This is a genomic window from Streptomyces kunmingensis (genome assembly GCF_039533535.1).
In the GTDB taxonomy this organism is placed as follows: domain Bacteria; phylum Actinomycetota; class Actinomycetes; order Streptomycetales; family Streptomycetaceae; genus Streptomyces; species Streptomyces kunmingensis.
Genome location: NZ_BAAATS010000028.1, coordinates 448,166 through 472,078 on the forward strand (window position 1 = coordinate 448,166; position 23,913 = coordinate 472,078).

At 68.9% G+C, this 23,913-nt stretch carries 17 protein-coding genes and 5 pseudogenes; 10 read left to right on the forward strand and 12 right to left on the reverse strand.

Annotation, left to right across the window (positions count from 1 at the left end; genetic code table 11):
• Window positions 1-9 precede the first annotated feature (9 nt).
• The gene (locus tag ABD366_RS33020) at window positions 10-1,260 is read left to right on the forward strand and encodes a hypothetical protein (protein ID WP_324770825.1); all 1,251 of its coding nucleotides are present in this window, start codon (window positions 10-12) and stop codon (window positions 1,258-1,260) included.
• A gap of 98 nt (window positions 1,261-1,358) precedes the next feature.
• Here ABD366_RS33020 and ABD366_RS33025 read toward each other — a convergent pair whose 3' ends face one another.
• Window positions 1,359-1,922 carry an SMI1/KNR4 family protein gene (locus ABD366_RS33025; RefSeq protein WP_324770824.1) on the reverse strand — a complete coding sequence of 188 codons (564 nt, stop codon included), beginning with the start codon at window positions 1,920-1,922 and terminating at the stop codon, window positions 1,359-1,361.
• A gap of 138 nt (window positions 1,923-2,060) precedes the next feature.
• Between ABD366_RS33025 and ABD366_RS33030 the strand changes: the two are divergent.
• From ABD366_RS33030 to ABD366_RS33040, 3 genes and pseudogenes are all read left to right on the forward strand, one after another.
• Window positions 2,061-2,693: pseudogene (locus tag ABD366_RS33030) on the forward strand (alpha/beta fold hydrolase); the annotation flags it as partial.
• A gap of 208 nt (window positions 2,694-2,901) precedes the next feature.
• Entirely contained in the window at window positions 2,902-3,789 is an 888-nt protein-coding gene (locus ABD366_RS33035; RefSeq protein WP_324770823.1) for a GNAT family N-acetyltransferase, read from the forward strand.
• A 38-nt stretch (window positions 3,790-3,827) separates the two neighbouring features.
• Window positions 3,828-4,010 (forward strand): annotated as a pseudogene (locus ABD366_RS33040) (transposase); the annotation flags it as partial.
• Here the strand turns inward: ABD366_RS33040 and ABD366_RS33045 are convergent.
• A complete protein-coding gene (locus ABD366_RS33045) occupies window positions 3,988-4,590 on the reverse strand; it encodes a TetR/AcrR family transcriptional regulator (protein WP_324770822.1) in 603 nt (200 codons plus the stop codon). The pseudogene ABD366_RS33040 and the gene ABD366_RS33045 sit on opposite strands and share 23 nt — an antisense overlap.
• Window positions 4,591-4,708: 118 nt before the next feature.
• On the opposite strand from ABD366_RS33045, the gene ABD366_RS33050 reads away from it, so the two are divergent.
• Both ABD366_RS33050 and ABD366_RS33055 read left to right on the forward strand, forming a co-directional pair.
• Window positions 4,709-5,461 carry an SDR family NAD(P)-dependent oxidoreductase gene (locus ABD366_RS33050; RefSeq protein ID WP_324771035.1) on the forward strand — a complete coding sequence of 251 codons (753 nt, stop codon included), beginning with the start codon at window positions 4,709-4,711 and terminating at the stop codon, window positions 5,459-5,461.
• A 12-nt stretch (window positions 5,462-5,473) separates the two neighbouring features.
• On the forward strand, window positions 5,474-6,223 hold the full coding sequence (locus tag ABD366_RS33055) for an SDR family oxidoreductase (RefSeq protein WP_324770821.1): 750 nt from the start codon (window positions 5,474-5,476) through the stop codon (window positions 6,221-6,223).
• Between the two features lie 71 nt (window positions 6,224-6,294).
• Here ABD366_RS33055 and ABD366_RS33060 read toward each other — a convergent pair whose 3' ends face one another.
• Window positions 6,295-6,750 carry a hypothetical protein gene (locus ABD366_RS33060; protein WP_324770820.1) on the reverse strand — a complete coding sequence of 152 codons (456 nt, stop codon included), beginning with the start codon at window positions 6,748-6,750 and terminating at the stop codon, window positions 6,295-6,297.
• Between the two features lie 371 nt (window positions 6,751-7,121).
• Between ABD366_RS33060 and lepB the strand changes: the two are divergent.
• Together lepB and ABD366_RS33070 are read left to right on the forward strand one after the other, a co-directional pair.
• A pseudogene (gene lepB / locus ABD366_RS33065) lies at window positions 7,122-7,835 on the forward strand (signal peptidase I); the annotation flags it as partial.
• An 852-nt stretch (window positions 7,836-8,687) separates the two neighbouring features.
• Window positions 8,688-9,161: pseudogene (locus ABD366_RS33070) on the forward strand (methyltransferase domain-containing protein); the annotation flags it as partial.
• A 99-nt stretch (window positions 9,162-9,260) separates the two neighbouring features.
• On the opposite strand, the gene ABD366_RS33075 reads toward ABD366_RS33070, so the two are convergent.
• Complete coding sequence (locus ABD366_RS33075; protein ID WP_324770818.1) at window positions 9,261-10,406, reverse strand: hypothetical protein; 1,146 nt, start codon at window positions 10,404-10,406, stop codon at window positions 9,261-9,263.
• Between the two features lie 339 nt (window positions 10,407-10,745).
• The gene (locus tag ABD366_RS33080; RefSeq protein WP_324770817.1) at window positions 10,746-11,729 is read right to left on the reverse strand and encodes a GNAT family N-acetyltransferase; all 984 of its coding nucleotides are present in this window, start codon (window positions 11,727-11,729) and stop codon (window positions 10,746-10,748) included.
• A 287-nt stretch (window positions 11,730-12,016) separates the two neighbouring features.
• On the opposite strand from ABD366_RS33080, the gene ABD366_RS33085 reads away from it, so the two are divergent.
• A complete protein-coding gene (locus ABD366_RS33085; RefSeq protein WP_324770815.1) occupies window positions 12,017-12,622 on the forward strand; it encodes a dihydrofolate reductase family protein in 606 nt (201 codons plus the stop codon).
• A gap of 207 nt (window positions 12,623-12,829) precedes the next feature.
• On the opposite strand, the gene ABD366_RS33090 is transcribed toward ABD366_RS33085, so the two are convergent.
• Both ABD366_RS33090 and ABD366_RS33095 read right to left on the reverse strand, forming a co-directional pair.
• Window positions 12,830-13,525 carry a glycoside hydrolase family 3 C-terminal domain-containing protein gene (locus ABD366_RS33090; RefSeq protein ID WP_344443012.1) on the reverse strand — a complete coding sequence of 232 codons (696 nt, stop codon included), beginning with the start codon at window positions 13,523-13,525 and terminating at the stop codon, window positions 12,830-12,832.
• Window positions 13,511-14,491 (reverse strand): annotated as a pseudogene (locus ABD366_RS33095) (glycoside hydrolase family 3 protein); the annotation flags it as partial. The pseudogene ABD366_RS33095 and the gene ABD366_RS33090, both read right to left, overlap by 15 nt.
• A 54-nt stretch (window positions 14,492-14,545) precedes the next feature.
• Between ABD366_RS33095 and ABD366_RS43620 the strand changes: the two are divergent.
• On the forward strand, window positions 14,546-14,743 hold the full coding sequence (locus tag ABD366_RS43620) for a tannase/feruloyl esterase family alpha/beta hydrolase (protein WP_425576996.1): 198 nt from the start codon (window positions 14,546-14,548) through the stop codon (window positions 14,741-14,743).
• 1,221 nt (window positions 14,744-15,964) lie between these two features.
• Here ABD366_RS43620 and ABD366_RS33100 read toward each other — a convergent pair.
• The 5 genes from ABD366_RS33100 to ABD366_RS33120 form a co-directional block, all read right to left on the reverse strand.
• The gene (locus ABD366_RS33100) at window positions 15,965-18,130 is read right to left on the reverse strand and encodes an FtsX-like permease family protein (RefSeq protein WP_324775139.1); all 2,166 of its coding nucleotides are present in this window, start codon (window positions 18,128-18,130) and stop codon (window positions 15,965-15,967) included.
• On the reverse strand, window positions 18,127-18,948 hold the full coding sequence (locus tag ABD366_RS33105) for an ABC transporter ATP-binding protein (protein ID WP_324775137.1): 822 nt from the start codon (window positions 18,946-18,948) through the stop codon (window positions 18,127-18,129). The genes ABD366_RS33100 and ABD366_RS33105 overlap by 4 nt, the downstream gene beginning before the upstream one ends.
• A gap of 385 nt (window positions 18,949-19,333) precedes the next feature.
• The gene (locus tag ABD366_RS33110) at window positions 19,334-19,714 is read right to left on the reverse strand and encodes a hypothetical protein (RefSeq protein ID WP_324775135.1); all 381 of its coding nucleotides are present in this window, start codon (window positions 19,712-19,714) and stop codon (window positions 19,334-19,336) included.
• A 496-nt stretch (window positions 19,715-20,210) separates the two neighbouring features.
• Entirely contained in the window at window positions 20,211-21,380 is a 1,170-nt protein-coding gene (locus ABD366_RS33115) for an alpha/beta hydrolase (RefSeq protein WP_324775132.1), read from the reverse strand.
• A 520-nt stretch (window positions 21,381-21,900) separates the two neighbouring features.
• Window positions 21,901-23,880: a protein-arginine deiminase family protein gene (locus ABD366_RS33120; protein WP_324775130.1), complete on the reverse strand. Its 1,980-nt coding sequence runs from the start codon at window positions 23,878-23,880 to the stop codon at window positions 21,901-21,903.
• Between the last annotated feature and the right edge of the window lie 33 nt (window positions 23,881-23,913).

A 23,913-nucleotide genomic window follows, 5' to 3' on the forward strand; every position in this document is an offset into this window, starting at 1 on the left:
TGTATTGCCATGCCCGGCCAGATATGGTCCGTGGCCTCGCCCGATCCGTCCGGCCCGCTGTACGTGACCAGTTACGGTGCGAGCCCTTCGGAGACGGTCGTGACGGTGGTCGACCTCGCGGGCTCGGTGGCTTGGCAGCGGACTTTCGCCGGGACGGGACGGCCGCGTTCGCGCCTGTCCACGGACGGCGTGCTCTGGGTCGCATACCCGGATCAGGCAGGCCGGGTCCTGGAGGGCGTCCTTCCGGACGGATCCACCGGCAGGACGGTCGCCCCGGAGTGTGGGCCCGACGACGAGGTCGGCGCGTTCGTCCTGCTCGACGACGGGTTCTGTATCGCCTGGGCCGGCGCCTCCCGCCTGCTACGCGGGTTGGGAACCCAGCAGACTCCCCGGCCGCAGCCTCGCGTAGCCCGGTACACGCAAGAGGGAACGTGTCTGTGGTCGACGCCGATCGTGCTCGGCGCCGTGTCGCATCCGGGTGTGGTCGGGATGGGCGTGGAGACCGGCTGGGAAAAGCGCCCGCTCCGGCCCTGGGTGCCGGAAGAGGTCGGTGTCGATCGCTGGGACCCGCTGCTTGTGTCGGGCGACAGGGTTGCTGCCGGCTTCACCGACACACGAAGCGGGATCGGAAGGACCTTCTTCCTCGACCTGGACAGCGGCGAGATCGTCTCGGTCACTTCTCCCGCGCCTACGGGCCGGAAGGCGATAGCGGGGCCGGGCGAGTTCTTGATCGGTTCCCAGGGATACGGGGCGTTCACAACGAGCCGCTACGACCGGGAGGGTGGCGAGACCGCCCGGTGGGCCAGTCATGGAGCGATGCTCGTCAACGAACAGGGCACCATCTGCGGCCCTGAACTGGAAAATGTTCTGCCGTCGACGTCGCGGTTCCGGCGACTGGCCCAGGGCAACACGCTGGTGGACGGACCCTCGCTGACGGGGTACTACACGTCGTGTCCCGCGATGGACCGCGAGGGCACCACGGTGTTCTGGCGCGACGGCAAACTCCTCGCCGTCGACGCGGATTTGGCGTTGCACGAGTTGTTCGCGATGGGCGACGACCGGAACGTGATGGGCCGCACGCTGCTGTTGGCTGACGGCCGCGTGGTCGTCTCCCTGAACAGTGAGGTGCTCGTCTTCCACAGCCCGCTGGGCCACCTGGCTGAGGGCCCCTGGCCATGCGGGGATGCGAATCTCCGGGGAAATCCCGTGACGGACCACTCCGCCCGGCATGTTGAGCAGCGGACGAACAGGAGCCCCTGACCGGACTGACCGGCAGCCGCGGCTTTAGAAGTACATGGGCCTGCGAGACCTGAGCACCGTGCCTGGCCGGACCGGCCAGGCACGGTGCTCGGACGGCGTCAGCGGCCAGACGCTCCGAGGGCCTGGCCGGCCGCCACGAAACGGTGCTCCGTCGGCTTTCGCACGTCGCGGAGATGGCCGAAGTACTCCGTCTCCGCCGTTCCTGTGAGCACCGCCAGCAACAAGGCCGAGCACCCCATGTCGTGGTGTTCCCACAGGGGTCCGCGGCCCTCGTTGTAGAGCACGGTCCACTCGTCGGGGTGCCGGCCGGGCCGAACCAGCCAGTACAGGAAGGCCCCTGTGCCCTCCTCGAAAGCCCACGGCAGGACCCGCGCCCCCGCTTCCAGCAGGCCGGCAGGCTTCGCTTCGAACTCCCACAAGTCGGCCAACACCTCGTCCCGCTCCGTCGTCTGCGCGCGCAGGTCGCAGTCGCTGTAGGCGGAGTCGGGAACGAGTAGCCAGATCGTGTCGTCGAAGATGCCGTCGCCGTATGCCTCGACGAGCTGCTTGTAGTCAGCCGGCAGACCCGTACCCATGGTGCGTTCGGCCTGTGCCCAGTTCACTGCCGGCCGCGGTTCGACAGGCGGCGGGCAGAGGCGCACGAGGGCTTCGAGAGCGATCATGGAGCGGACGCTACGGGTACTCCGGCCGGTGCCCGTGCGCGGGTGGCCGGCGCGGGAAGGGGGCCCGCCCCCGAGTGAGTGCCTCGGGACGTTCGGAGCCCGGCTCCTCGGTCGCCCGGAGGGATGCCAGGTCTCATCATGGGCAGGCGGGACGGGGGATCGCGGACCGGGCCCCGGAGCGGGAAGGGGTATTACGTGTTCGAGGAGTTCGCCACCAGGACGGTGCGCACCGACGCGGCCTCCGTCTTCGTTCGGTACGGGGGCGAGGGCCCGCCTCTCCTGCTGTTGCACGGCCATCCGCGCACGTCGGCGACCTGGCACCGGGTCGCGCCCGTCCTGGTGCGGCGCGGCTTCACCGTCGTCTGCCCCGACCTCCGCGGTTACGGGCGCTCCCGCGGCCCGGCGCCCGCTTCCGATCATGCACCCCACTCCAAGCGTGCCGTGGCCAAGGACATGGTCGAGGTCATGCAGGCGCTCGGGCACCAGCGCTTCGGGCTCGTCGGCCACGATCGCGGAGCCGCCGTGGCGCTCCGGCTGGTGCTGGACCGCCCCTCCGCGGTGACTCGAGTGTCGTTTATGGACGGTCTGCCCCTGAGCGAGCACCTGACCCGTGCGGATGCCCGGTTCGCCACCGCGTTATGGCACTGGTTCTTCTTCGCCCAGCCGGAGATCCCCGAACGCGTCATCAACGCCGATCCCGACGCCTGGTACCAGGCGACCCCAAGGTCCTGGGGCAGGAGAATCACGACGAGTGGCGGGCCGCCGCCAGGAATCCGGATGTCGTCCGCGCCATGCTGGAGGATTACCGCGCCGGGCTCACCGTGGACCGCCGACACGAGGAGTCCGACCGCGCCCGTGGTGCACGGATCGACTGCCCCGTCCTGGTCCTGTGGTCGCTGCGCGACGACCTTGAGGACCTCTACGGCGACCCGCGCACCATCTGGCGCGACTGGGCCGATGACGTCCGGGATCATGAGGCATGCCCACAGATGCCTGGCACCTCACTCAAGACGTCGACGAATTCCTCGCCTGTGCCGGGGACTTCCTGCGCTCGCGCCCCGCTCTCCACAACACGCCGCTGACGGAGATCGCGAAACTGCGCGTACGCGGGGCCGATGGACGTGACGCCGAAGCCACCGTCTTCGGCCGACTGGAGTCACAAGGAGAGATCTGCGCGATCTTCTATCTCACTCCCCGCGGCCGCCTGAGCCTCACCTCCCTTTCCGTCGAGCAGACTCACGCCCTCGCTGCTCACCTGGCAGGCCTCGGCCACTCGCCGTCCGATGTGATGGGGGAGCACGACACTGCCGACGCCTTCGCCACGTCATGGCAGCGGCACACGGGGGCGACGCCGGCACTCTTCTGGCGGACGCATCTCTACCGTCTGGGCACGCTCACCCCGCCGCAGCCGCGCCCGGAGGGCCGGGGCCGCATGACGAGCGGGCTGGATCGTGAGCAAGTCGTGCGCTGGTGCCGCGAGTTCTGCGTCGATGTCGGGGAGCAGCCCTCCATCGACTTGATAGACGCCGGATCCTGGGACGACTCACGCTTCGGCGACAGGCACTTCACGTTCTGGGAAACCCCGGACGGCACCCCCGTCGCGATGGCGGCCGCGACCTCGGTCGTCGGCGGCATGGTCCGGGTGGACCCCGTCTACACCCCGGCTCACCTGCGCGGGCGCGGCTACGCGGGCGCCGTCACGGTCGAAGCGAGCCGGGCCGCGCTGGACGCAGGCGCAACGGACGTCGTCCTGTACACGGACCCGGCCAACCCCACCAGCAACGCCCTATACCAACGCATCGGGTACACCCACATCGCCGACTTCGCCGGATACAAGTTCACCACCGGCGCACCACAGGTCGGGTAAGAGAGCGATCGCTCCGTTGATGGAAGGCTTGGTGGAAGGCCCGTTGTGCGGTCCGCTCCGGAGCGGAGGGCACGCTCAACAGATTCGCCCACCGGCACGGCATGTGGCGCTGCCGCTACCGAGGACAGTCGAAAGCCCATCTGCGTCACGTGTTCACGGCCATCGCCGTGAACACCGAACGCCTCGGCAACCTCAACCTCAGCGCGCCCGCAGGCTGTTGATCGCGGCGTCGACCGCGGACAGGGCCGCCTCCTTGTCGAGGCCTGCCCGCGATACGAGCGAGAGTCCTTGGACGACGTAGAGCAGGAGCTGGGCCTGGGCCTCGGGGGTGGCGCTGTCGGTGACTTCCCCGGTGGTCTGGGCCCGGCGCAGTGCTTCGGTGGCGATGTCGGTGAAGCGGCGGTACGAGCGGGTGACGATCTCCGTGGCTTCGCTGTCCCCGGGGACGAGTTCGGCGGTCGTGTTGCCGATCAGGCAGCCCTGCGGCACGCCCATGTCGGAGATGAGTTCGTCCAGCCGCGCCGGGTGGGTCAGGATCTCGCGCAGCGCCGGCAGGAGCGGGGCGGTGTCGAGCGCGGCCGTCAGGTGCCGTTCGTACACGTCCCAGTAGAGCTTGACGGCGTCCAGGTAGAAGCGGCGCTTGTCGCCGAATGCGCCGTAGAGGCTGCCGCGTTCGACGGCCAGCGCGTCGACCAGGTCCTGGATCGACGTCGCCCCGTATCCCCGGGACCAGAACAGTTCGAGTGCGCGCTCCAGCGTCTTGTCCTTGTCGAACTCACGGGGGCGTCCGGTTCGTGTCACGTGGCCAAGACTACGACTTCTTGACTCGACGTTCAAGAAGTCGTAGCTTCCGTGCTGTTACTTCTTGAACGGACGCACAGAAGTCGGCCGCTCGCTGGTCGGCACGAAGGGCAAAGCCATGGAATTTGCAGGTAAGACGGCGCTCATCACCGGATCCGGCGCGATCGGAGGACTCGGGCATGCGACGGCCGGGGTGCTGGCCGCAGGCGGAGCCGACCTGGTCCTGACCGGCACCGATCCGGAGCGCGGCGCCCGGGTCGTGGAAGACCTCCGCGCGGCCGGTGGCGGGTCCGCTGCCGGGACGGTGCGCTTCGTCGCAGCCGATCTGGCCGATGCGGAGGCTGTGCGAAGGCTGGCCGAGGACGCCGGAGCCGTCGATATTTTGATCAACAACGCGAGCGTGATGGCGTTCTCCCCGACCACCGGGCAGGACCTCGCGGGCTATGACGCGGCCTTCGCGGTGAATGCGCGTGCCCCGTTCCTGCTCACCGCCCTGCTGGCGGAGAAGATGGCCGCGGGCGGCGGCGGCAGCATCGTCAACGTCAGCTCCACCGCGGCCGGCCTCGGCATGCCGGGCATGGCCGTCTACGGCGCCACCAAGGCGGCGCTCGAATCGCTGACCCGCACATGGGCGGCGGAGTTCGCCGCATCGAACGTGCGGGTCAACGCCGTCTCCCCGGGCCCGATGCGCACCTCGAAGGTGGTCGCGGCGATGGGCCCGGACATGGGCGGCATGGGCCTGTCCACCGCGCTCAAGCGCACCTCCGACCCGGCCGAGGTGGCCCAAGTGATCGCTTTTCTCGCCAGTGACCGAGCCAGCTACATGACCGGAGCGATCGTCGCCGCCGACGGTGGCCGTTCCGCAATCTGAGGAGACAGAACAATGGATCGTCTTGCGGGAAAACACGCACTGATCACAGGCGGGACAAGCGGCATCGGCCTGGAAACGGCCCGCCAGTTCCTCGCCGAGGGAGCGACTGTCGCCATCACCGGCCGCTCACAGGAAAGGCTGGACGAGGCGGCCCGGCAGTTGGAGGGCCCGCTCCTGACCATCGCCAGCGACGCCGGCGACGTGCCCGGCCAGGCGACGCTCGCCGCGCGGCTGCGCGAGGAGTGGCCGAAGCTCGACATTCTGATGAGCAACGCCGCCGACATCACCCACCTCCCCATCGAGGCATGGACCGAGGAGGCGTTCGACAGGATTCTCACAACCAACCTCAAGTCGCCGTTCTTCCTGATCAGAGACCTGCTGCCACTCTTCTCGCAGCAGTCCTCGGTCATCCTCGTCGGCTCGGTCTCCGCGTACATCGGACACGAGAACGCGACGGTCTACGGCGCGGCCAAGGCGGGCCTGCTCTCCTATACGCGCGGGCTGACCTACGAGCTGAGGGACCGGGGCATCCGCGTCAACGGACTGAGTCCGGGCCCGACGATCACCAACGCGTTCGCGCCCCTCGGCCCCGAGCACCAGGCAGCCCTGTACGAGGAACTCCGGCAGACCGTGCCTCTGCATCGCCTGGGAACCGCCACCGAGCTGGCGAAGGCGGCGGTCTATCTCGCCTCGGACGAGTCCGCCTATACCGCGGGGACCGTGCTGCGCGTCGACGGAGGCATCGGACAGCTCGCGTACTGATGGACACGATCCGGCCTACCCGCTGCTACTGACCGTCAGCGCTGTGCGCCGCTGAACGCCAACCGCTGTGCTCAGACCATCCCCTGGGGCAGTCGTCCGTTTCGATCCTTGCTGCGGTTGACGAGGAGCCGGATGGAGCAGACAACGGCGCAGGCCAGACCCGCGTAGAGCAGAAGGGAACTCCAGAACCACACCACTTCAGTGCTGTAGCCACTGCTCCACTGACAGCTGATGGACGGCGGGAAACTCTTCACGTCAACTGATGTGAGCGTGTAGTCCCGGCCCGCGTCCATGTACACGCCATCGCCGGTCTCGTCCGCGCACACGTCGAGTGGGTTCGTGAAGGCAAGCCCGTAAACGGATCCGGCCCCGTAGGCGGCGATCGCTGCCACGCTGCCGATCACAGCCCAGCGGACCAGCCGCGAGGGCTTCCTCCTGGACACCCACAGGGCATACGGGATCGCGCCCACGGCGAAGAGAAAGATCGTGATCACCGGCGGACCGAACAACGCGAACAAAGACACCATGGACGCTGACGCTACGTCGAATGGACATGCCCTTGCAGCCAGTCCCAGCACACACCGATCAGGACGACTAAATGGGCGTTCGATGAGAATTTGAAGGCATTGACTGGGCTTCAGGCGCGGCTCCGCTCCGCTCCGAGAACCTGTCCGTGAACCATTGATCGTGTACTTATGTCGCCGGCCCCATTCTTGAGTCCTCCATGTCCGCCAGCCCTGCCCAGGGCCATGGCCCTGGCACGGAGTGAAAACGGGGAGTGGGGGACATGACGATCGGCGCATGGTCAGGGGCAGGGCAGGGGCCCGGGGAACAGCCCGAACCATCCGATGACGCGACGAGACCGGCGGTCACGGAGCACGCGCCCGAGGGCCACGGCATGATGACGTCTTCCGCCGGCGAGGGGGCGAGCGAAGGCAGGGCGAGGAGGAGGCAGAAGAAGCCCCGCTCCTTCTGGAAGGAGGTGCCGCTCCTCATCGTCATCGCGCTCGTCCTTGCTCTGGTGATCAAAACGTTTCTGGTCCAGGCGTTCTCGATCCCCTCGGGCTCGATGGAGAACACGCTGCGGATCAGCGACCGCGTGCTGGTCGACAAGCTGACCCCGTGGTTCGGATCGGAGCCCGAGCGCGGCGAAGTCATCGTCTTCCACGACCCGGACAAGTGGCTGGGAGGCGAACCGACGGCGGAGCCGAACGCGGTACAGCAGGTCCTGAGCCGGGTCGGTCTGATGCCGTCGGCGAACGAGAAGGACCTCATCAAGCGCGTCATCGGCGTCGGCGGCGACACCATCGAGTGCAAGGGCACCGGCCCGCTCAAGGTCAACGGCAAGGCGCTTCACGAACCGTATATTTATCCGGGGGGCACGCCTTGTACCGACAGCGGGCAGCCCGGAAGCCAGTTCAAGGTGACAGTCCCCGAAGACACGGTCTGGGTAATGGGCGATCACCGGCAGGACTCGGCCGACTCCCGGTACCACCAGAACGACAAGAATCACGGCTTCGTGCCTGTGAACAACGTGGTGGGGCGCGCCATCGTGGTGGCCTGGCCGTTCAACCACTGGCGGACGCTGCCCGTACCCAACACTTTCGATCAGTAAGGAATTTTGGCCCGCACCAGGTGATGGTGACCAGATGAGTGGTGGGGGCGAGGAGTGCTACAGACAGCCAGGCCCGCCGCCTGAATCGAGTACGCCTCCCGGAAGAGCTCCAGCCGGATGTCAGGTGCCGGGCCCAACGGCGGCCGGTGCGAACGCCCCGTTGAACGCCGTCAACCAGCGAGCCGAATTGCGGCTGTTGGTAGCTCGCCCATGGACTTCAAGAGCGTCGAGGGCTTCGGGTCTTGTCGATCGGGCAGAGAATTTGGTCAGCAGGGCACCGCCTCGAGCCGACGCCCGGATGTCGCCGACCGCACGGTGACGGTTGCAGCGGCCTCCTTCAGGATCTTGGTACTCTCCGCGCATCTATGGCGAGGCGGGGGAGATCGTGGGAGCAGAGCCGTCGAGTCCTGAGACCCGCCGGTTCAGAGGATTTGGCTCCGGAGCCCTCTTCGGTGGGCTGACCGCGGTGGTGACCACTGCTGCCATTGGTAAGGCATGGGCCGCTTGTGCCATCGGCGGCAACGCGGCGGCCAACAGCTTGACGTTGCTGTTTCTTGCGCCTCTTATATGGATCGCCGCCGCGGTTCCGTGGGTGATCCTCCACAGCACCCTCGGGAAGCGTCACCGCAGGACAGCCCAGATTGCAGGGCTCGTCTCCACCCTGTGGCTCGCCTGGTTCCTTGTAACGTGGCTCGGCATGCCGGACTCCTACCCCGCCGCGTTGTGCCCCGCGAACGTTCCACCCTGGTGGCCGAGCTTCATCCCGGCATGACTCCAGCGAAGCCCTCCATGCCTGTGCCCACGCGGCATGACGCGGCGTAAGGGTCAAGCACTTTGTCCATGGCGGCGGGCAACGTGTTGTACGGGTCCATCGGGTCCGCCTATCCGGCGACGCGGCGCACCGAGCCGCGGATCGCCGCGAGGATCTGGGAGGCTCTCGGAGACGCCCGGACGGTACTGAACGTCGGGGGCCGGCACCGGCTCCTACGAACCCGCCGACCGCGAGGTCACGGCAGTGGAACCGTCGGCGAAGGTGAGGGCCCGGCGTCCCGCAGGTGCGGCGCCGCGGCCGCCGGGGCGGAGCGCCTGCCGTTCGCCGACCAGTCCTTCGACGCCGGCACGACCGGTTGGCTTGAGCGGTTCTGGCCCACTCGCGACTACCTCCCTGAATTCGCCGACCTTCTCTACCTCGACGAGCAGGTGCACCGCGCGGGATCGGTATGGACCCGAGTCGGTCCGCAGGCCGAGCAGCGGGCGGTGGACAGCCTCCGCGACGACCTTCCCTCGGGCCGGTGGGCCGAGTGCAACCGGGACCTCGTCGCCCCGGGACGGAAGCAGCATCCGGACCGCGCGGCCAGGCGGGGTGGATCCGTTCTCGCATGTCCTTGCGCGGGCCGTCGTGGCTTCAGGGCAGGAATCGCTTCACCGCTCGCGAAAGTCCTTGGCGGTGGGGTACACGACGTGGGTGCATCCGCGGCGGGTGGTGATGTCGTCGACATAGGCGCGGAAGAGGGAGCTGAGCGCCTTCTCTCCCAGGACGTCGGCGTAGATGTGGTCGGCAACGAGGGTGTGCAGGGCGGGCTTGCCGTCACAGATGGAGGAAGCCCACCAGGCGCCGGATGCGCCTCCCGCCGTCCCCGGCTTGAGCAGGACGGTGTCGGGGCCGCTGTCGTAGCCCACAGAATGGGTTTCGGCGCCGAAGTAGGACACGGTGCGCAGCCACCAGGGCGAGTACGTGAGTGCGCCTTCGACGTAGTCGTGCTGGTCGGCGTCCAGGTCGACCGCGATGGCTTTGACCTGGCGGGGGCCGACAGCCAGCAGGCAGCTTTCCACGGGGGTCGTGGTGCGGGCCGGGTGCGCCAGAGCGCGGTCGGGCAGTCGGCCCTGTCCTTCCTTGGCCAGCCGGCCGGCCCAGCGGCAGGAGCCGGCGGCTGAGGACAGTGAGCGCAGTGCCGTGCGATTGGGTGCCATCGACTCGGGCAGGGACGGCAGTTGTGTCTTGCAGCCGGTCCGTCGGGTGAGCTGCTGCGTCGCCGCGCGGGCGATACGGGCCAGGCGCTGACGGTCCTCGGCGGAGACGTCTGTGTACCGGGCCACGGCGGTGACGTGCAGCAGCTTCGGCGCCGTACGGGCGCTGCCGGGGCGGCATACGGCGCGGATGGTGGTGCGGAAGTTCGTGTAGGAGCCCAGTGAGCCGTCGCCCAGCGGCCACTCCTCAAGCTCCCGGTCTGCGGCCGCGGTGACGTCGTCCTTCAGGCGGTAGCCATTGGTCGTGCTGAGGAACGGGGACGCCTGGTCGCCGATCAAGTTCAGCGGCTCGGAGTCGTCGCTGCTCTTGACGATCAGCCGGAACAGGTCCGTGCTCTTGTGGGAGTTGACCTCCTTGTAGATGGTGCAGGCGCTGGGAAGCTTCCGTGCATCGAGCCGGTACTCGTCGTCTTGGTCGGACCGCGCTCGGACCATGCCGCCCTGCAGATCCATCACGTCCGTGCCCGACACCAGGTGATCGCACGCGGCGGCAATGTCGCGTTCACTGCCTGCCCGGTCGCGGACGTCGTCGACGGTCAACCAGCCTGCATACAGGCTCAGTCCGATTCCGCCCCAGGCCGTAGCCCGCCACAACCCGCGCCAGCCGGCACCCATCACGCTCTCCCCCTCAACCCAGTTCACGGCAGCCGCCGCATCGTGCACTGAGGGTAGAGGGAACCGTAACTGCGCACCTAGGCGGCCCGTGTGGCCGCTGGGGCATGGTTTGCCAGTCGGGGCAGCCGTCCGCCAGTGTTGCGCCTGGTCAAGCAGGGTGAGTTGAACGGTGGCTTCGTAGCGGACGGCGCGGCGCGTGGCGTGTTGCGAGGAACTGTCAGATTCGTGGACCGACCGGACAGCCCCAGCCCGACGACCGGTCGATCAAGCGAGCGGCTTGCGGTATCGGACGTACTCGTTCCGTCGACGGAACCCCACATGCTCGTAAAGATCATAGGACCGGTGCGGATTTGCCGTGCCCGTGTACAGCCTGGCGGTTGTTGCACCCTGCTTGCGAAGGCTGCGCAGCCCGTCCAGCAGCAGGGCCCGGCCGATTCCCAGGCGTCGCCTGTCCGTTCGGACACTCAGCTCTTCGACCTCGCCCACGGTGTGGTCGTGACGGCGGATGGAGCAGAGGGCCACGCCGAGCATGTCCTGCCCGTTCCAGGCAGCCCTCCAGCATGCCGGGTCGGCAGTGTCGACGAAGTCCTGGAAGGGCCACTTCTGGGTGAAACCGGTGTCCGCATACGAGTCGACGACCGTCTTCCAGGCCGCACGGTAGTGACTGGCCCGGATCGGCCCCGTCCGTACCCCAGCCGGCAGTTCGCTGCCCGGCTCGGGCAACTGCCGCAGATCGCCCAGCTCCAGCTCGACCAGGCTGAAGACACGTCGGTAGCCGGCCGCGAGCAGAAGCGCCGTGGCGTCCTGCTCGGAAGCCGTGGCGTTCGCGCCGATCACTGCCGTCCGCGCCGTCCCATGTTCTTCGACGAGCCGGCGGATCCGCTCTTCGGCCCAGCTGAGCATGGCGGAGCCGATGCCCTGGTGGCGGTGCTCGGGCAAGAGGTAGCCGCGGTGCAGGTAGAGCCATGTATCGTCCCGCTCCTGCCACCACCGGATCGTCGCGTAGCCGACGACGCTCCCGTCGCGCACCACCAGGATCTGGTTCTTGGACGGCTCGTCCAGCTCGGCAGAGGCTTCGGCGATCTCGGCCGTTGTCGGGAGCCCTTCCACAACCGAACGGGCGTCGACCCGGTCCCGTTCGACACATCCCAGTCGCACCGCGGCCATGGGACCGTGATCCTCGTCGTCCCGATACGGCCGGAACCCGAAGCCGGCTGGGAGGTCCTGTCCTGGCGTGTCATCCGACATGGTCGGATGATCTCGAACTTCGAGGTATGTCGGCCACCTCATGTCCGCCACCTTGTTCGTGCTTCATGCTGCGGCGGCGCATGCTGCGGTGGACAAGGACGAGGCAACCGTCTGCTGGGCCACGTCCGCCGCGTCGGCGATGACCACCGTCATCTGCCGCACGGGATCCCCTTGGCGACCTGATCGGCTGCGAAGTCTTGGGTTTTCTCGTTACTCCACAGCGCGGCCGATGAGTTTGTGGCTCCCGGCCGGTCCAAGCTCGTGACACCTCAGGAAAGGACGTCGTCATGTCGGAGCTTCTCGTCGACTTCATCACCTCCCTCGACGGTTACGCATCAGGAGAGGGATGGCCCGGGTTCTGGGGCCTCGAGGGTCCGGAGTACCTCGCATGGCTCGGCGAGCAACCCGAGGCCACCTACCTGATGGGAGCGAACACCTACCGCCTGATGTCGGGCTTCGCCGCGGGAGAGGTCCCGAGTGGCCAGGACGAGTTCAGGCCTGAGGAGGAGGCGTCCGTCGACGAGCTCACGCAAGCGTCCAAGGTGGTGTTCTCCTCCTCACTCAAGGAGCCGCTGACGTGGGCCAACTCCACGCTCGTGCGCGACGACGCCGTCGAGGCGGTCCGCGCCATGAAGACGAGCGGCTCGGGGCTCCTCAGCACGATCGGGAGCCTCAGCCTGTGCCGGTCCCTGCTCCGTGCCGGACTCGTCGACCGCTTCCGGGTCGTGATGTTCCCGGTGATCACCGGGGCCACGGGCGAAGAACGCATCTATGACGGCTATCCGGACGTTGCCCTCGAGATGATCGAGCACCGCACCTTCGACGGCCGTATCCAGCTGGTCGAGTACAAGCCCCGCGTGCTCGAGCACCCGCCGCTCGGCGACCCTGCGTGACGTCGCTCCGTCCGCCGGTCGCGGGAGACGGAGTTCATCTCGCACCCGGAGGCGACCCGTGTGCGCGGGCGCGATTCCCAACCAGGTTCCGGCCTACTACGACCCCGGGATCCCCCGCCTTCGGGCAGGCCGACCGCTGATCTTCACTGGCCTGCCCGACGGTGCCGAGCCGTCAACGATGCGATGGACGCAGCAAGTAGCTACAGGTCAGCGAAGGTTGCTGTCTGCGAATTTTGGGTCCCTCGTGGATGCGCGGTAATGCAGGCCATAACCGCGCTCGTACAGCGGGTGCGCTGTGTCGTCAGGCATGTCGCCGAGCTGTGCCTCCACCTCCTTCTGTGAGGAGGGCAGCTCGAAGGGAAGGGTGCCGCCCGGGCTGCGCTTGCCGAAGACGGTGTCGAGGAGCACGGCATCGGAGACCCCGAAGTCGGCCAGTACGGCGTCGGCGGTGCGGGCCACGTCGGTCAGGACCAGCGGTCGGTCCAGCTTGGGGGTCGCGACGGTCCGTGTACCGCTGCGCGCGGCCTTCTGCAGGGCCTGGTAGGCGGGCTCGGAACCAGTGAACTCCAGACCTGTGAGGTCGGAACCGCTTCTGGGATCGGCAAGCCGCACCAGCGCCAGGTCGGCCTCGGCAGAATCGTCGACCACGTTCAGGCCCCGGGCTTTCGCCTCGTCGGCGGAGATTCCGTACAGATACACGTCGCGGACCTTGCCCCGACTCGCGGGCAGGGTCCGGTCGCTGTTCTTGAGCAGGGTCAGGGAGTTGGCCTGTGCCTGGTTCCCCACACTTTGGAAGGAGGCGTTGCCGACGAGACGGCCGGCGGCGTGCTCATCCACGTACGGATTCTCGAAAAGCCCGAGTTGGAACTTCTGCTCCAGGACTCGCCGTGCCGCCTCGTCCACGCGCCTTTCGGTGACGAGCTTGTGCTGGACGGCCTGGACCACGTAAGAGGGCTCATCGCTTCCTCCGATCTGGTCGACGCCCGCGTTCAGGGTGAGCGCAGTGCGCTGCAGGACGGTCCGGCTCTCCACTCCCCAGGGCGTGCCGACGCCCCAAGGTCCGATGAAGGAAGCCGGGGGCCTGGTGTTCTGGCACTGCTCGGGGCAGTCTCCGGTGATGCCCCAGTCGGAGACGATGACTCCGTCGAAGCCGTAGGTACCGCGCAGCAGGTCTTTGAGCAGGTACGAGTTGAAGCCGGCGCCCACCTGGTCCAGCTTGTGACCCTTGTAGGTGAGGTCTTTGAGGATGGAGTACGTGGGCATGATGCCGGCGGTGTTGGCGGCGAACGCGCCCTTGAAGGGTGTGATGTGGTCCTGGAAGTTCTTGCCCGGGAAGGCGGCGTAGCGGCCGTAGTAGTAGTGGCTGTCGTAGCCGTTGGCCTGGGCGCCGTAGCCCACCCAGTGCTTGTTGACGGTGGCGACGCTGTCCGTCTTCAGCCCTCTGGAGCCGCCCTGTATGCCCTTGACGTATGCGTTGACCTGCTTTCCGGCGGCCTCGGAGTCGGAGCCGAAGGTGCCGTTGATCCGGGTCCAGCGGAGCTCGGTGGCGATGTCGGCCTGGGGTGACAACCCTTCGGTGATTCCGACGGCCCGGTACTCACGACGGACGATGTCGCCCAGTTTTTCCGTGAGTTCGGGACTGTCCGCCGCGGCGATGCCGATGGCATCGGGCATGGCTGTCGTACCGGATCCGGCGACGGTCTGGCCCTCGGTCACCGAGAAACCGTTGCGGGGATCGGTGGAGATCACCACGGGTATCCCGAGGCGCTGCTTCTCGGCGGTCGCCTGCACGCTGTTGTTGGCCGCGGCGACCTTTGCCGGTGCCTTGGACAGGCGTGTGATGGCGGTGGTGACATGCCGGTCGCCGACGAGTTTCGTCGTCGCGGCCGTGTCTTAGCCGTCGCCCGATGCCGGGAGGGTGCCATGGACCAGGAGTCCGGCCTTCTCCTCCTCTACCGGCTGTTCATGGTTCCAGGCGGTGGGCATGTCACCGGAGGTCCGGGTCCCAATTCCTTCGACGCGTTGTCCGCCGTCAGGAGCTGGGTCGAGCGGGGGACTGCTCCGGAAAGATGGTTGCCACCAAATACGAGGCGGACCGTCCTGAGAACGAGGTCTCGATGACGCGGCCCCTTTGTCCTTATCCTCAAGTGGCCCGTTACGACGGGTCTGGGCCGACCTCGGAAGCGGGCAATTTCCGGTGCGCGGACGACTGGGCCGATTTTGCCGCCGACGTGGCACGAGAGAAGCGGTAATCGAGGCGGTCACGCACCGCGGCCGGGCGCGGCCGGCCCCGGCCCCCGGATGCCGCCGCGCCCCCACGCCGCGGCCGTCGCGGCGGACGAGGAGCCGACGCAGGTGTGTGACCGTGCTCAGCCACATCGACGCCGAGCGCGGCGCTTCCACCGCCGGGGCATGGCGCCGGGTGCGTAACACGCGAAGCTCCTGTGCCGTCGACCGGGTGCGCGACGCCGCAAATCGACAGAGCAGCAGCCCCGTTGGCCGCCTCTCCTGCCGGACCGTGCCTGCCTCACACGCTGGTCGAGTGGGTCACGATGCCCATCGTCGCCCGAGAGAGGGGCCGCCGCTGCGAGATCCCGACGCACCAGCCCGCACTCCTCGCCCTGGTGTACCTGCGCAAGTACGACACCCCCGCTCACATCGCCGCCGGATCAAGCACCTGTGTCGGCACCGCCCATACCTGCACGACAGCCGTCCTCGACCTTCCCGGCGATCAGACGCCGCGCCTGCCCAAGGTTCCGCGCGAGAGCGACCCGGACTACGATCCAGCCGCCCCCAGGAACCGTCATCTCGCGGGCGGCTCTCGCGGCGTGATCAGACTTGCACGGTGGGCCGGACGACGATCTCGCTGACGTCGACGCCGTCGGGCTGCTCGATCGCGTAACCGATTCGCCTACATCGGTTGGGCCGTCGCTGTTGCGACGACGGCGTGAGCCCGGCCACCGACGCTTGGCCTCGTCGGCGCCGCACCCGGTCCTGGACCCGATCCGAGGACCCGGTCTTCGTCACGAAAGGACACGGATCATCGGTGTCTACACCCACCCGCCCGACGGTGCCACGCTGAGCAGCGCCGACGATTTGGGGCGGTGATTTCGCGAGCCTCTGCGACCGCACCCGCCTGGTCACAGGACAGACACCGGATCGCAGCGGAACCCGACTACGGCCGCGGTCTTCTGAAGACCTGGACCTACGGTGCCTGACGTGTCCGGGACGTGCTGCCCTGCTTCTCCCACCACACGGCCGCCCACGCCCGCGACCCAGGCCTCGACCGCGCTGCCGACCGAGGTGGGCACGGGCTGCTCGCCCGTGCCCCGCCGCCGTCGGCTACTCCTGCAGACCCGCCAGGGCACCGGGTCGTGTGCGCAGCACAGCCGCCGTAGTGAGCAGTGTCGCCACCAGGGTCAGGGCTCCCGCCCCGGCGGCCACCACGACCAGGATCCACGGGGACCCGCCGGGCACAGGCCTGCCAAGGACGCTCAGGCTCAGCGGTATCAGGGTCGCGGCGGCGACCAGGAGACCGAGCACGATGCCTGCCAGCGCCACCAGCACCGCCTCGACGGACGTCATCTGCAGGATCTGGCGCCGGGTGGCGCCGATGAGCCGTTGCAGCATGAACTCCCTGCGCCGCTCGGTCGTCGCCAGGATCTGCGTGTTGACCCTGTCGCCGGTCAGGGCGGCCAGGCCACCGCTCGCCGCGCGGAACGCCGTCGTACGCTCCAGGCCCTGTGGTGTGACGCCCTGCAGGGACACCTCGTTGGGCTGCGGGCCGGTGTCCTCACCCGCGCTCGGCCGCATCGGCTCGTCCGGTTCGATGTATCCGGTCGTCGGGATCTGCGCGGAGGCCGCGGCGACTCCCGGCTGTGCGCGGATCGTGTCGACGAGGCCGAGGGGGAGGCCGCCGGAGGCCGAGGTCACCACGGCGTCGGCGCGCAGATTCTCCTCGAACGCCCGCTGGACGCCGTCGGACTGGGTCGTCTGCATGTAGAGCAGCCCGACCGCCAGACCGCTCGCCAGCATCACCGGCATCACGGCGGAGGCGAGACGGGCCGTGCGTGCCCGCGCGTTGTGAGCGGCGAGTTCACCCGCGAGCCCGGACATCTTCCCGACAGGCCGGCGCACCACGGCGATCAGGCCGCGGACGACGACGGGGCCGAGAAGACCGAACCCGGCGGCCCACACCATCGCCGCCGGGGTGGCGACACCGGCCGCGTCCGGACCGGCCGAGCCGGCGGTGCCCCAGGCCAGGGCCGCGCCCCCGGCCAGGCACGACAAGCCGGCGATCAACCGGAATCCGCTGAACCAGCGGCGCTGCAACGTCGCTTCGGTCAGTGCCTCCACCGGCCGGGTGCGGGCCGCGGCCTGCGCCGCGATGTACGCCGAACCGATCGCGGTGAGCAGCGCCGTGGCCACCCCGGCGATCACCGGCACGAAACCGGCCCGGAAGGCGATCGCGTCGGGCACGACACCCGCGTCCGCGAACGCGCTCAGCAGCCAGCGCCCGAACCAGGGCCCGGGGACGATCGCGAGGCCGGTGGCGACGACCGCCAGCACCAGGGTCTCGCCGAGGACGAGGCGGCGCAGCTGGCCCGGTGTCGTACCGATCGTGCGCAGCAGCGCCATTTCGCGCCGGCGCTGCTGGATCGACAGGCCCAGCGTGCCGGCCACCACGAACACGGTGACCATCGCCGACAGCCCGCCGAACGCGGCGGCCAGCGGGATCAGATCGCCGCCGTCGGCCACCACGCCGGGATCCTCGGCGCGGCCGCGATCGTCCCCGGTCAGCACGGTGACCGGGGAGCCGTCGACGACCTTGCGGACGGCGGCCGCGATGTCCTGCGTGTTAGCGCCGGCGGCTGGGAAGACGCCGATGCTGTCGGTCTCACCGACACGGCCTGCGGCCCGCGCGGCCTCGGCATCCGCCAGGAACACGTCGCCATCGTCGCCAGGGCCGCCGGCCAGGCCCGAGACCTGATAGCTCCGCTCGGCGCCTTGGACCAGGAGCCGTATCCGCTCGCCGGTCCTCACCCCCGTACGCCCCGCGATCGCCGTGCCGAGCACGATCTGGTCGTCCGCGGCGGGGACGGTGCCGTCGGTGAGCTTGTACGGGGAGAGCCGGGCGGAGGACCATCCGTGGCCGGTGACCTTGTCGTCCGTATCACCCTCGTCGCCCTTGGCGAGGGCGGCAGGGAAGGACAAGTCCTGGACAGTCGACTTCACCCCTGGCACCTTCGCGATCCGATCCGCCAACGCGGTGTCCATGCGCAGGCGTTCGGGGAAGGCGAGCTCGGCTTGTGTGTACGCGTAACGCTGATCACCGGTGACGACGATCGGGGCCGCGGCGAGCCGGTGCGGCGGCGCCGCATTGTGTATGCCGGTCTCCAACAGGCCCCCGGCGCCGATGACGATGACGGCACCAAGAAACAGGGCCACGAACGAGGCGATGAAACCGGTCAGGTGAAAGCGCAGGGTACTCAGCGCGAGCCTGATCATCGGCGTACCCCGTCCCCGCTCTGCCGGAGCGCGAACGACTCGCTCCAGGTCCCCAGTTGCTGCATCTGCTCCGTGACCTGCTCGACACTCGGCCGATCGAGCGCGCCGATCAGTCTCCCGTCCGCGAGAAAGACGACCCTGTCCGCGTAGGCGGCGGCCACCGGATCGTGCGTGACCATCACGATCGTCTGCCCCGCCACATCCACCGACTGCCGCAACAACGTCAGGACCTCGGCGGCCGTCCGGGTGTCCAAGGCACCCGTCGGCTCGTCACCGAAAATCACCGCGGGCCGCGTGACGAGCGCCCGCGCAAGGGCGACGCGCTGCTGCTGGCCACCGGAAAGCTCACCAGGCCGGCTACGCCGCTTGCCGGACAGACCGACCTGCTCCAGAACCTCGTCGACGACGCCCTTCTCGGGGCGGGTGCCGGCCAGGCGCAGCGGGAGCGTGATGTTGTCCACCACGTTCAGCGCCGGCATGAGGTTGAACGCCTGGAACACGAAGCCGATGCGTTCGCGGCGGAATGTGGTCAGGGCCTTCTCGCGCAGCGAGGCGAGATCCACGCCGTCCAGGTGCACCGCACCCGACGTCGGCCGGTCAAGACCCGCCGCACAGTGCAGGAACGTGGACTTACCCGATCCGGAGGGGCCCATGACGGCGGTGAAGGTCCCCCTCTCCAGGCCGATACTGACATCGTCGAGGGCCGTCACCCGGTTCTTCGCCCCGCCATAGACCCTGCTGACGCAGCCGAGCCGGACGACCGGCTCGGCCTGCGGATCCTGTGTCCCGTTCACCGGCGTTCGGTCTGGATTCTTCATGACATCCATGCTGGTCGCAGGCGTGCGGCGCCGACAGCGGCGACCGGTTGAACCGGGGGTCCACCAGTCGGTTGACCCGCGTGGGGGCGTCGTTGCTTCTTCAGGGGTGTGCCGGCATGGGCTTCAGTACAGGTTGCGGGATGTGGGCTGAGGTTCTAGGAGCGGGGGAGGACATGACAGGTCCTGGACGCGGTCCGGTTAAAACCCGCCGACAACGCCGCGGCCGTCACCGCCGGTCAGCTGCGGGCCGCGGTTCGCGGTCACCGCGTCAAGGTCGTCGGGCAACCCAGAGGCGGGGCAGGGCAGTTGGGGAATGACGTAGGTGCTACTGGGAAGGGAAGAGGAAGTTTCTCCTCTGTCGTTCCGGCGGGCTGATTGTGGAGGGTCACCAGCAGGGGGTGCCGTCGTCCTCGCGCCAGGACACGTCCGTTACGTACATCGGTGAGGTGAAGTAACTGCCCGAGTGCGGGGAGGCGCAGGACGTGAACTCCTGCGCGCCCTCTCCGTCCGCGATGCGCACGTACGTCATCGTGATGTCGCGGGAGGTGTTGTTGTAGAAGATGCTCGCTGCGGCACTGCCCGACCACTCGGTCCCGGTATTCAGCGACGGCGTCTGGTCGGTCTTCTCGTACCAGTAATCGGCCCAGGTGCAGAACGAACCCTCCGGACAGTTACCGGAGGACCAGGCCGAAGCGGTCGGCGCGGAGACCATGACACCGAGGAAAGCTGCGGGTATGGCTGCCAGGGCAAGGGCCTTCAGGCGCATGGAGCACTCCATTCCGTAGGGGACGCTGGCACGCTAGAGGCGCGGAAGTTGAAAGGTCAAGTGTTGAAATTCGGCCACGGTGTGAGTGGACGTGACGACCCAGTTTTTTGAGCCTGAGACAGCGCCGGACGCGGCACCGCCCGGCTCCTGGGGCTGCTGACCGCGCCGCTCTCGCGCACCAGAGTGCTGTGCCGGCTGATGAGAGTGCCCCTGCCGAAAGTCGTGACGCCGCGGGTGCTGAGCGTGGACGACCGCGATGTACGCCGATGCGTGCGGCACGCTGCTCGCCGACGGCGAAACCCGGCTGCCGATCACCCCGGGGGAGGGCCGCGACGCCGAGTCGCTCGCCGCATGGCTGCGTGAAGTGCCGGGCGTCCGCATCGTGTGCCGGGACGGCTCGCTGATCCACCGTCAGGGCATCACCGACGGCACTCCGGACGCCGTACAGGTCAGCGACCGCTTCCAATCGTGTCGTGGCAGGACCTCTTCCGACGGTTCACTTTCCGTCGTCGAGGTGTCGGCGGAAGAAGTCGACGGCGTATTCGGTCCCCAGCCGGCGCTGCTGCTTCTCTGTCAACTGGACGGCGTCACCGTCGGCGGCGGCGACCTCGCCGCTCATCGGCGACCACCGGGTGTTGAAGTAGTTGTGGTTCGCGCCGGGCGGCGCATACGTGAGGAACTCCTCGGAGTCGCCCGCCGTCGCCTCTCCGGCGAAGGCGAACGCCTCCGTGCCGACCTGCCCGTCGCAGGTGCCGCGCACCACGGCCATCGGCGTCCCGGTCAGCGTGTACGCCGACATGTCCTCGGTCATCACGTTGTACGCGGGCGCCAGCGCCAGCACGGCCCCGACCCGGACGCCGTCCGGCCACTGCGAACGGTGGCTGTCGGCGGCCTGCCAGGTGACGCCGGCGCCTCCGCGCGAGTGCCCGAGGGTGCCCACCCGGGACAGGTCGACGTGAGCGGCGAGGCGGACGCCTACCGGTTTGCCCGTGTCCCGGTCCCTGAACCGGCCGGCGAGCGGGCCGCCGCCCGTGCTGTTCAGCCGCTGCCACAGGGCGAGGTGCCTGTTGATCAGGCCGGCCCGCGCGGAGGCGTTCTCGTCTCCGGAGACCGACGAGGCGTTGATGCCGTTGGCGCTGACCGAGACGACGACGAAGCCCTGTGCGGCGAGGTTCTCGCCGAGGTAGTCGTAGCCGCGGTCGCTGGCGATCGGTGCGGTGCCCGGGGCACAGGGCCAGGCGAACAGCTTCTGGCCGGCCGCCTCGTAGGCGTCCCAGTCCTGGGCCTGCTGCGCCGCGGCACGAGCGGTCTCCGCCTCCCGGTCCGCGCAGGTCTCGTGCCATCCGTGCAGGACGACCACGAGCGGGTACGGCCCGGCGCCGAGGTCACGGGGATAGTGCACGGACGCGGCGAGTTCGACGGGCTCGCCGGTCTCCGGCAGCCGGTAGGCACGGTCGCCGAGATCGTAGGAGACCGTGGCGACGGGGTGCTGGCGCGGTGTCGTGATCCCGGCCGTGTGCCCTGCCCCCGTGCCCGACATGGAGGTGGCATGCGCGGCGCCGCCGGCAAGGATCTGCGGGACGGTGAGGGCGAGGGCGGAGACGGCGAACGCACAGGTGGGGAGCAGGCGGCGCCGACCGGTGGCGGAGTGGGCGTACGACTTCAAGGTGGTGCCTCACAGGGGAGGGAGGGAACAGGACACGGATGAGATGCGAGGGGTGATGGGCGACAGGTGCTGGGGTCCGGCTTCTAGACCGCCCGCTGGTGGTTCGTGGTGGGGGTGCGTCGACATGAACGCACCGATCATGAGCGGGAGCTGCGGCGCGCAGTCGAGGGCGGAAGCCGGAGCAGGCTCAGCCGCGTCTTCAAGGCAGTCGCACAACTGCACCACTCCGGCGCGGCGTTGTTGCGAACATCGGCCTGTCGCTGGACGAGCGAAGCCAAGCGAAGTCAAGCGAGGCGAAGCGTGACCAGCGTGTATACGGAGCCGACCAAAGGGACCGCGAAGCGGGGGCGGACCCGCTGTGCTCCGGCCTTCTACCGCGGGCAAGGCGCACTCACGCGGCGGCGCCAGCCGCGTACCCACTATCGCGAAGGCCGCGTCGACGAAGGCCCGCACGAGCGCAATCGCCTCGGACGGCCCGTCGGACGACGCGACGGACCGGCTGTCGCGCCGAATTGACGGGTCAGTGCCGCCGCCACCAGCGGTTGCTGGGGCCGAAGACGTCCCTGAGAGTGTTGGTCGCGCAGTGGATCTCGCCCTCGCTGACGTGCGAGCTGATGAGGTCGTCCACGTAGGTCACCTGGTAACCGGTGCCGCGGAACGCCTTGGTGATCGCTTCGGCGAAGACGTCCTTGCCGTTCAGGACCGGGCCGTAGGGCTTGGGGGCGACGTAGCGGCCGCCGTTGAGCACGAGGCCGTTGACGGTTCCGGGGATCTCGGCCACCGCGTCGCGCATCCCTGCCAGCTCCCTCTGCCTGGCTTCCTTTTCCGGGCCGTCTTCCATGTCTGCGATCTCGGTCCGAAGCATTCCGTAGTCCATCGAGCGGGCCGTGAACAGGGCGGGGACGCGGACGATCTCTGCGTCGGTGAGACCCGCCTTCGCCTTCAGCAGGGCGAGGTTGGTGTCGATCCGCTCGGCGGCGCGCTCGTTGGTCCCGATGAACTGGGTGTCGGCCAGGAAGGCGTCGACGCTGCGCTGGTCGAGCCGCGTGTCGTACGGCCATTCCAGCTCGGGCAGTCCACCGTGCAGGAGGTCGCCGCCATGTCCCTTCTTGGCTACGTCGCGCAGGAGGGCGAGGCCGGCACGCGGGTCGGCGACCACGGCCCGCCAACCGAGCCGGCTGCCGGGCACCGGCAGGAACTGCACGAACTCGTCGACGTGACCGACGGTCAGCCATGAGGTGTCGAGGGAGATCGGGTCCTGCACGCCCTGGGCGCGCAGGAAGGAGAGCATTTCCGGGGCGGGCCCGGTCGCGCTCGGGGCCGAGCCGTCGCCGCCGATGACGACGCGGCCGTGCGGGTTGCCGGGGCTCGGCGGGACCGTCTCCAGGTTGCCCATCGAGTCGTAGCCGCTTTTCTCGTTCACGTCGGGGACGTGGGTGATGTGGACGGCGGCCACGTCGGGTCCGGCGAGCTCGGTGAAGGCGGTGCGTGCGGCGACTCGGCGGTCGTCGTTGACCGAGGTGATCAGTACGCGCATACCGTGCGGACGGCCGTCCGGTCCGGGGACGGCGGTGTAGGCGGGCTCGAAGATGTCCTGGGCCCAGGCGTCGCCCTGGGTGTCGAGGGCGCGGGAGGGGCCCTGCACCCCGCCGGCCGGCAGTGCGGCGTCCAGCTCCTCGACGAACGCCTGGGTGTAGGTGTCGCTCTCGTCGGTCCGGGCCCGCAGCACCTCTTGGACGGGGGCGGTGTTGAGCTGGGTGAGGACGGGGGCCTGGCGCAGCTTCAGCGCCGCCGAGGCGCTCGCGCCGTTCGCGGTGACGGTGAGCGTGACACTGGTGCGGCCGCTCCACACGGCGGCGTCCCGGACCACGTCGCGGCCCTCGACGCCGATCTCCACGCCGTGCCGCACTTCCTCCGCGGTGAGCCTGGTCCGTGGGCCGACCGCCTCCCAGCCGTAGGGTGCGGAGCTTTTCGGACGGTGGATGAAAAGCCGTATCCGGTCGGCGTCCCGGGCGGGAACGCTGAGACGGCCGTCCGCGGAGGCGGGGGCGCCGGGCCAGGCCCGGGTGCGCAATTGGGCCAGGTCGGCTTCGTCGGCGCGTCCGTTGACCACGTCGTCGGCGGCGTCGTTGCACGCGGCAAGGGCGCGGTCGGCCGCGTTCTGTTTCCAACGGTGGGAGCGAACCGCTTCGGCCCACTCCGCCTCGGCCTTCCCCTGATCGGGCTCCTGCTCCAACTGCTCACGCTTCTCCTGCAACGCGTCGTCGTTGGCGGCCTCGCGGTCCGCGGCCTTCTCGACGAGGGCGCGGGCCCGGTCCCGGCAGACGCCCGCGTCGTCGTCGATGTTCGGGAGGAACAGCAACTCGGGCCCGGCGTCGGCCGGCTGGTCCGTCTGAAATCCGGCGACAGGGGCGGCGGCCGCGGCGGCCGGGAGAGAAAGACCAAGGACGCCGGTGGTCACGGCGCCGGTCAGCAGGATGCTACGGCTGAGGTGTCTCATGCGGCGCACGATGGCAGTCATCTTTCAGTTTCC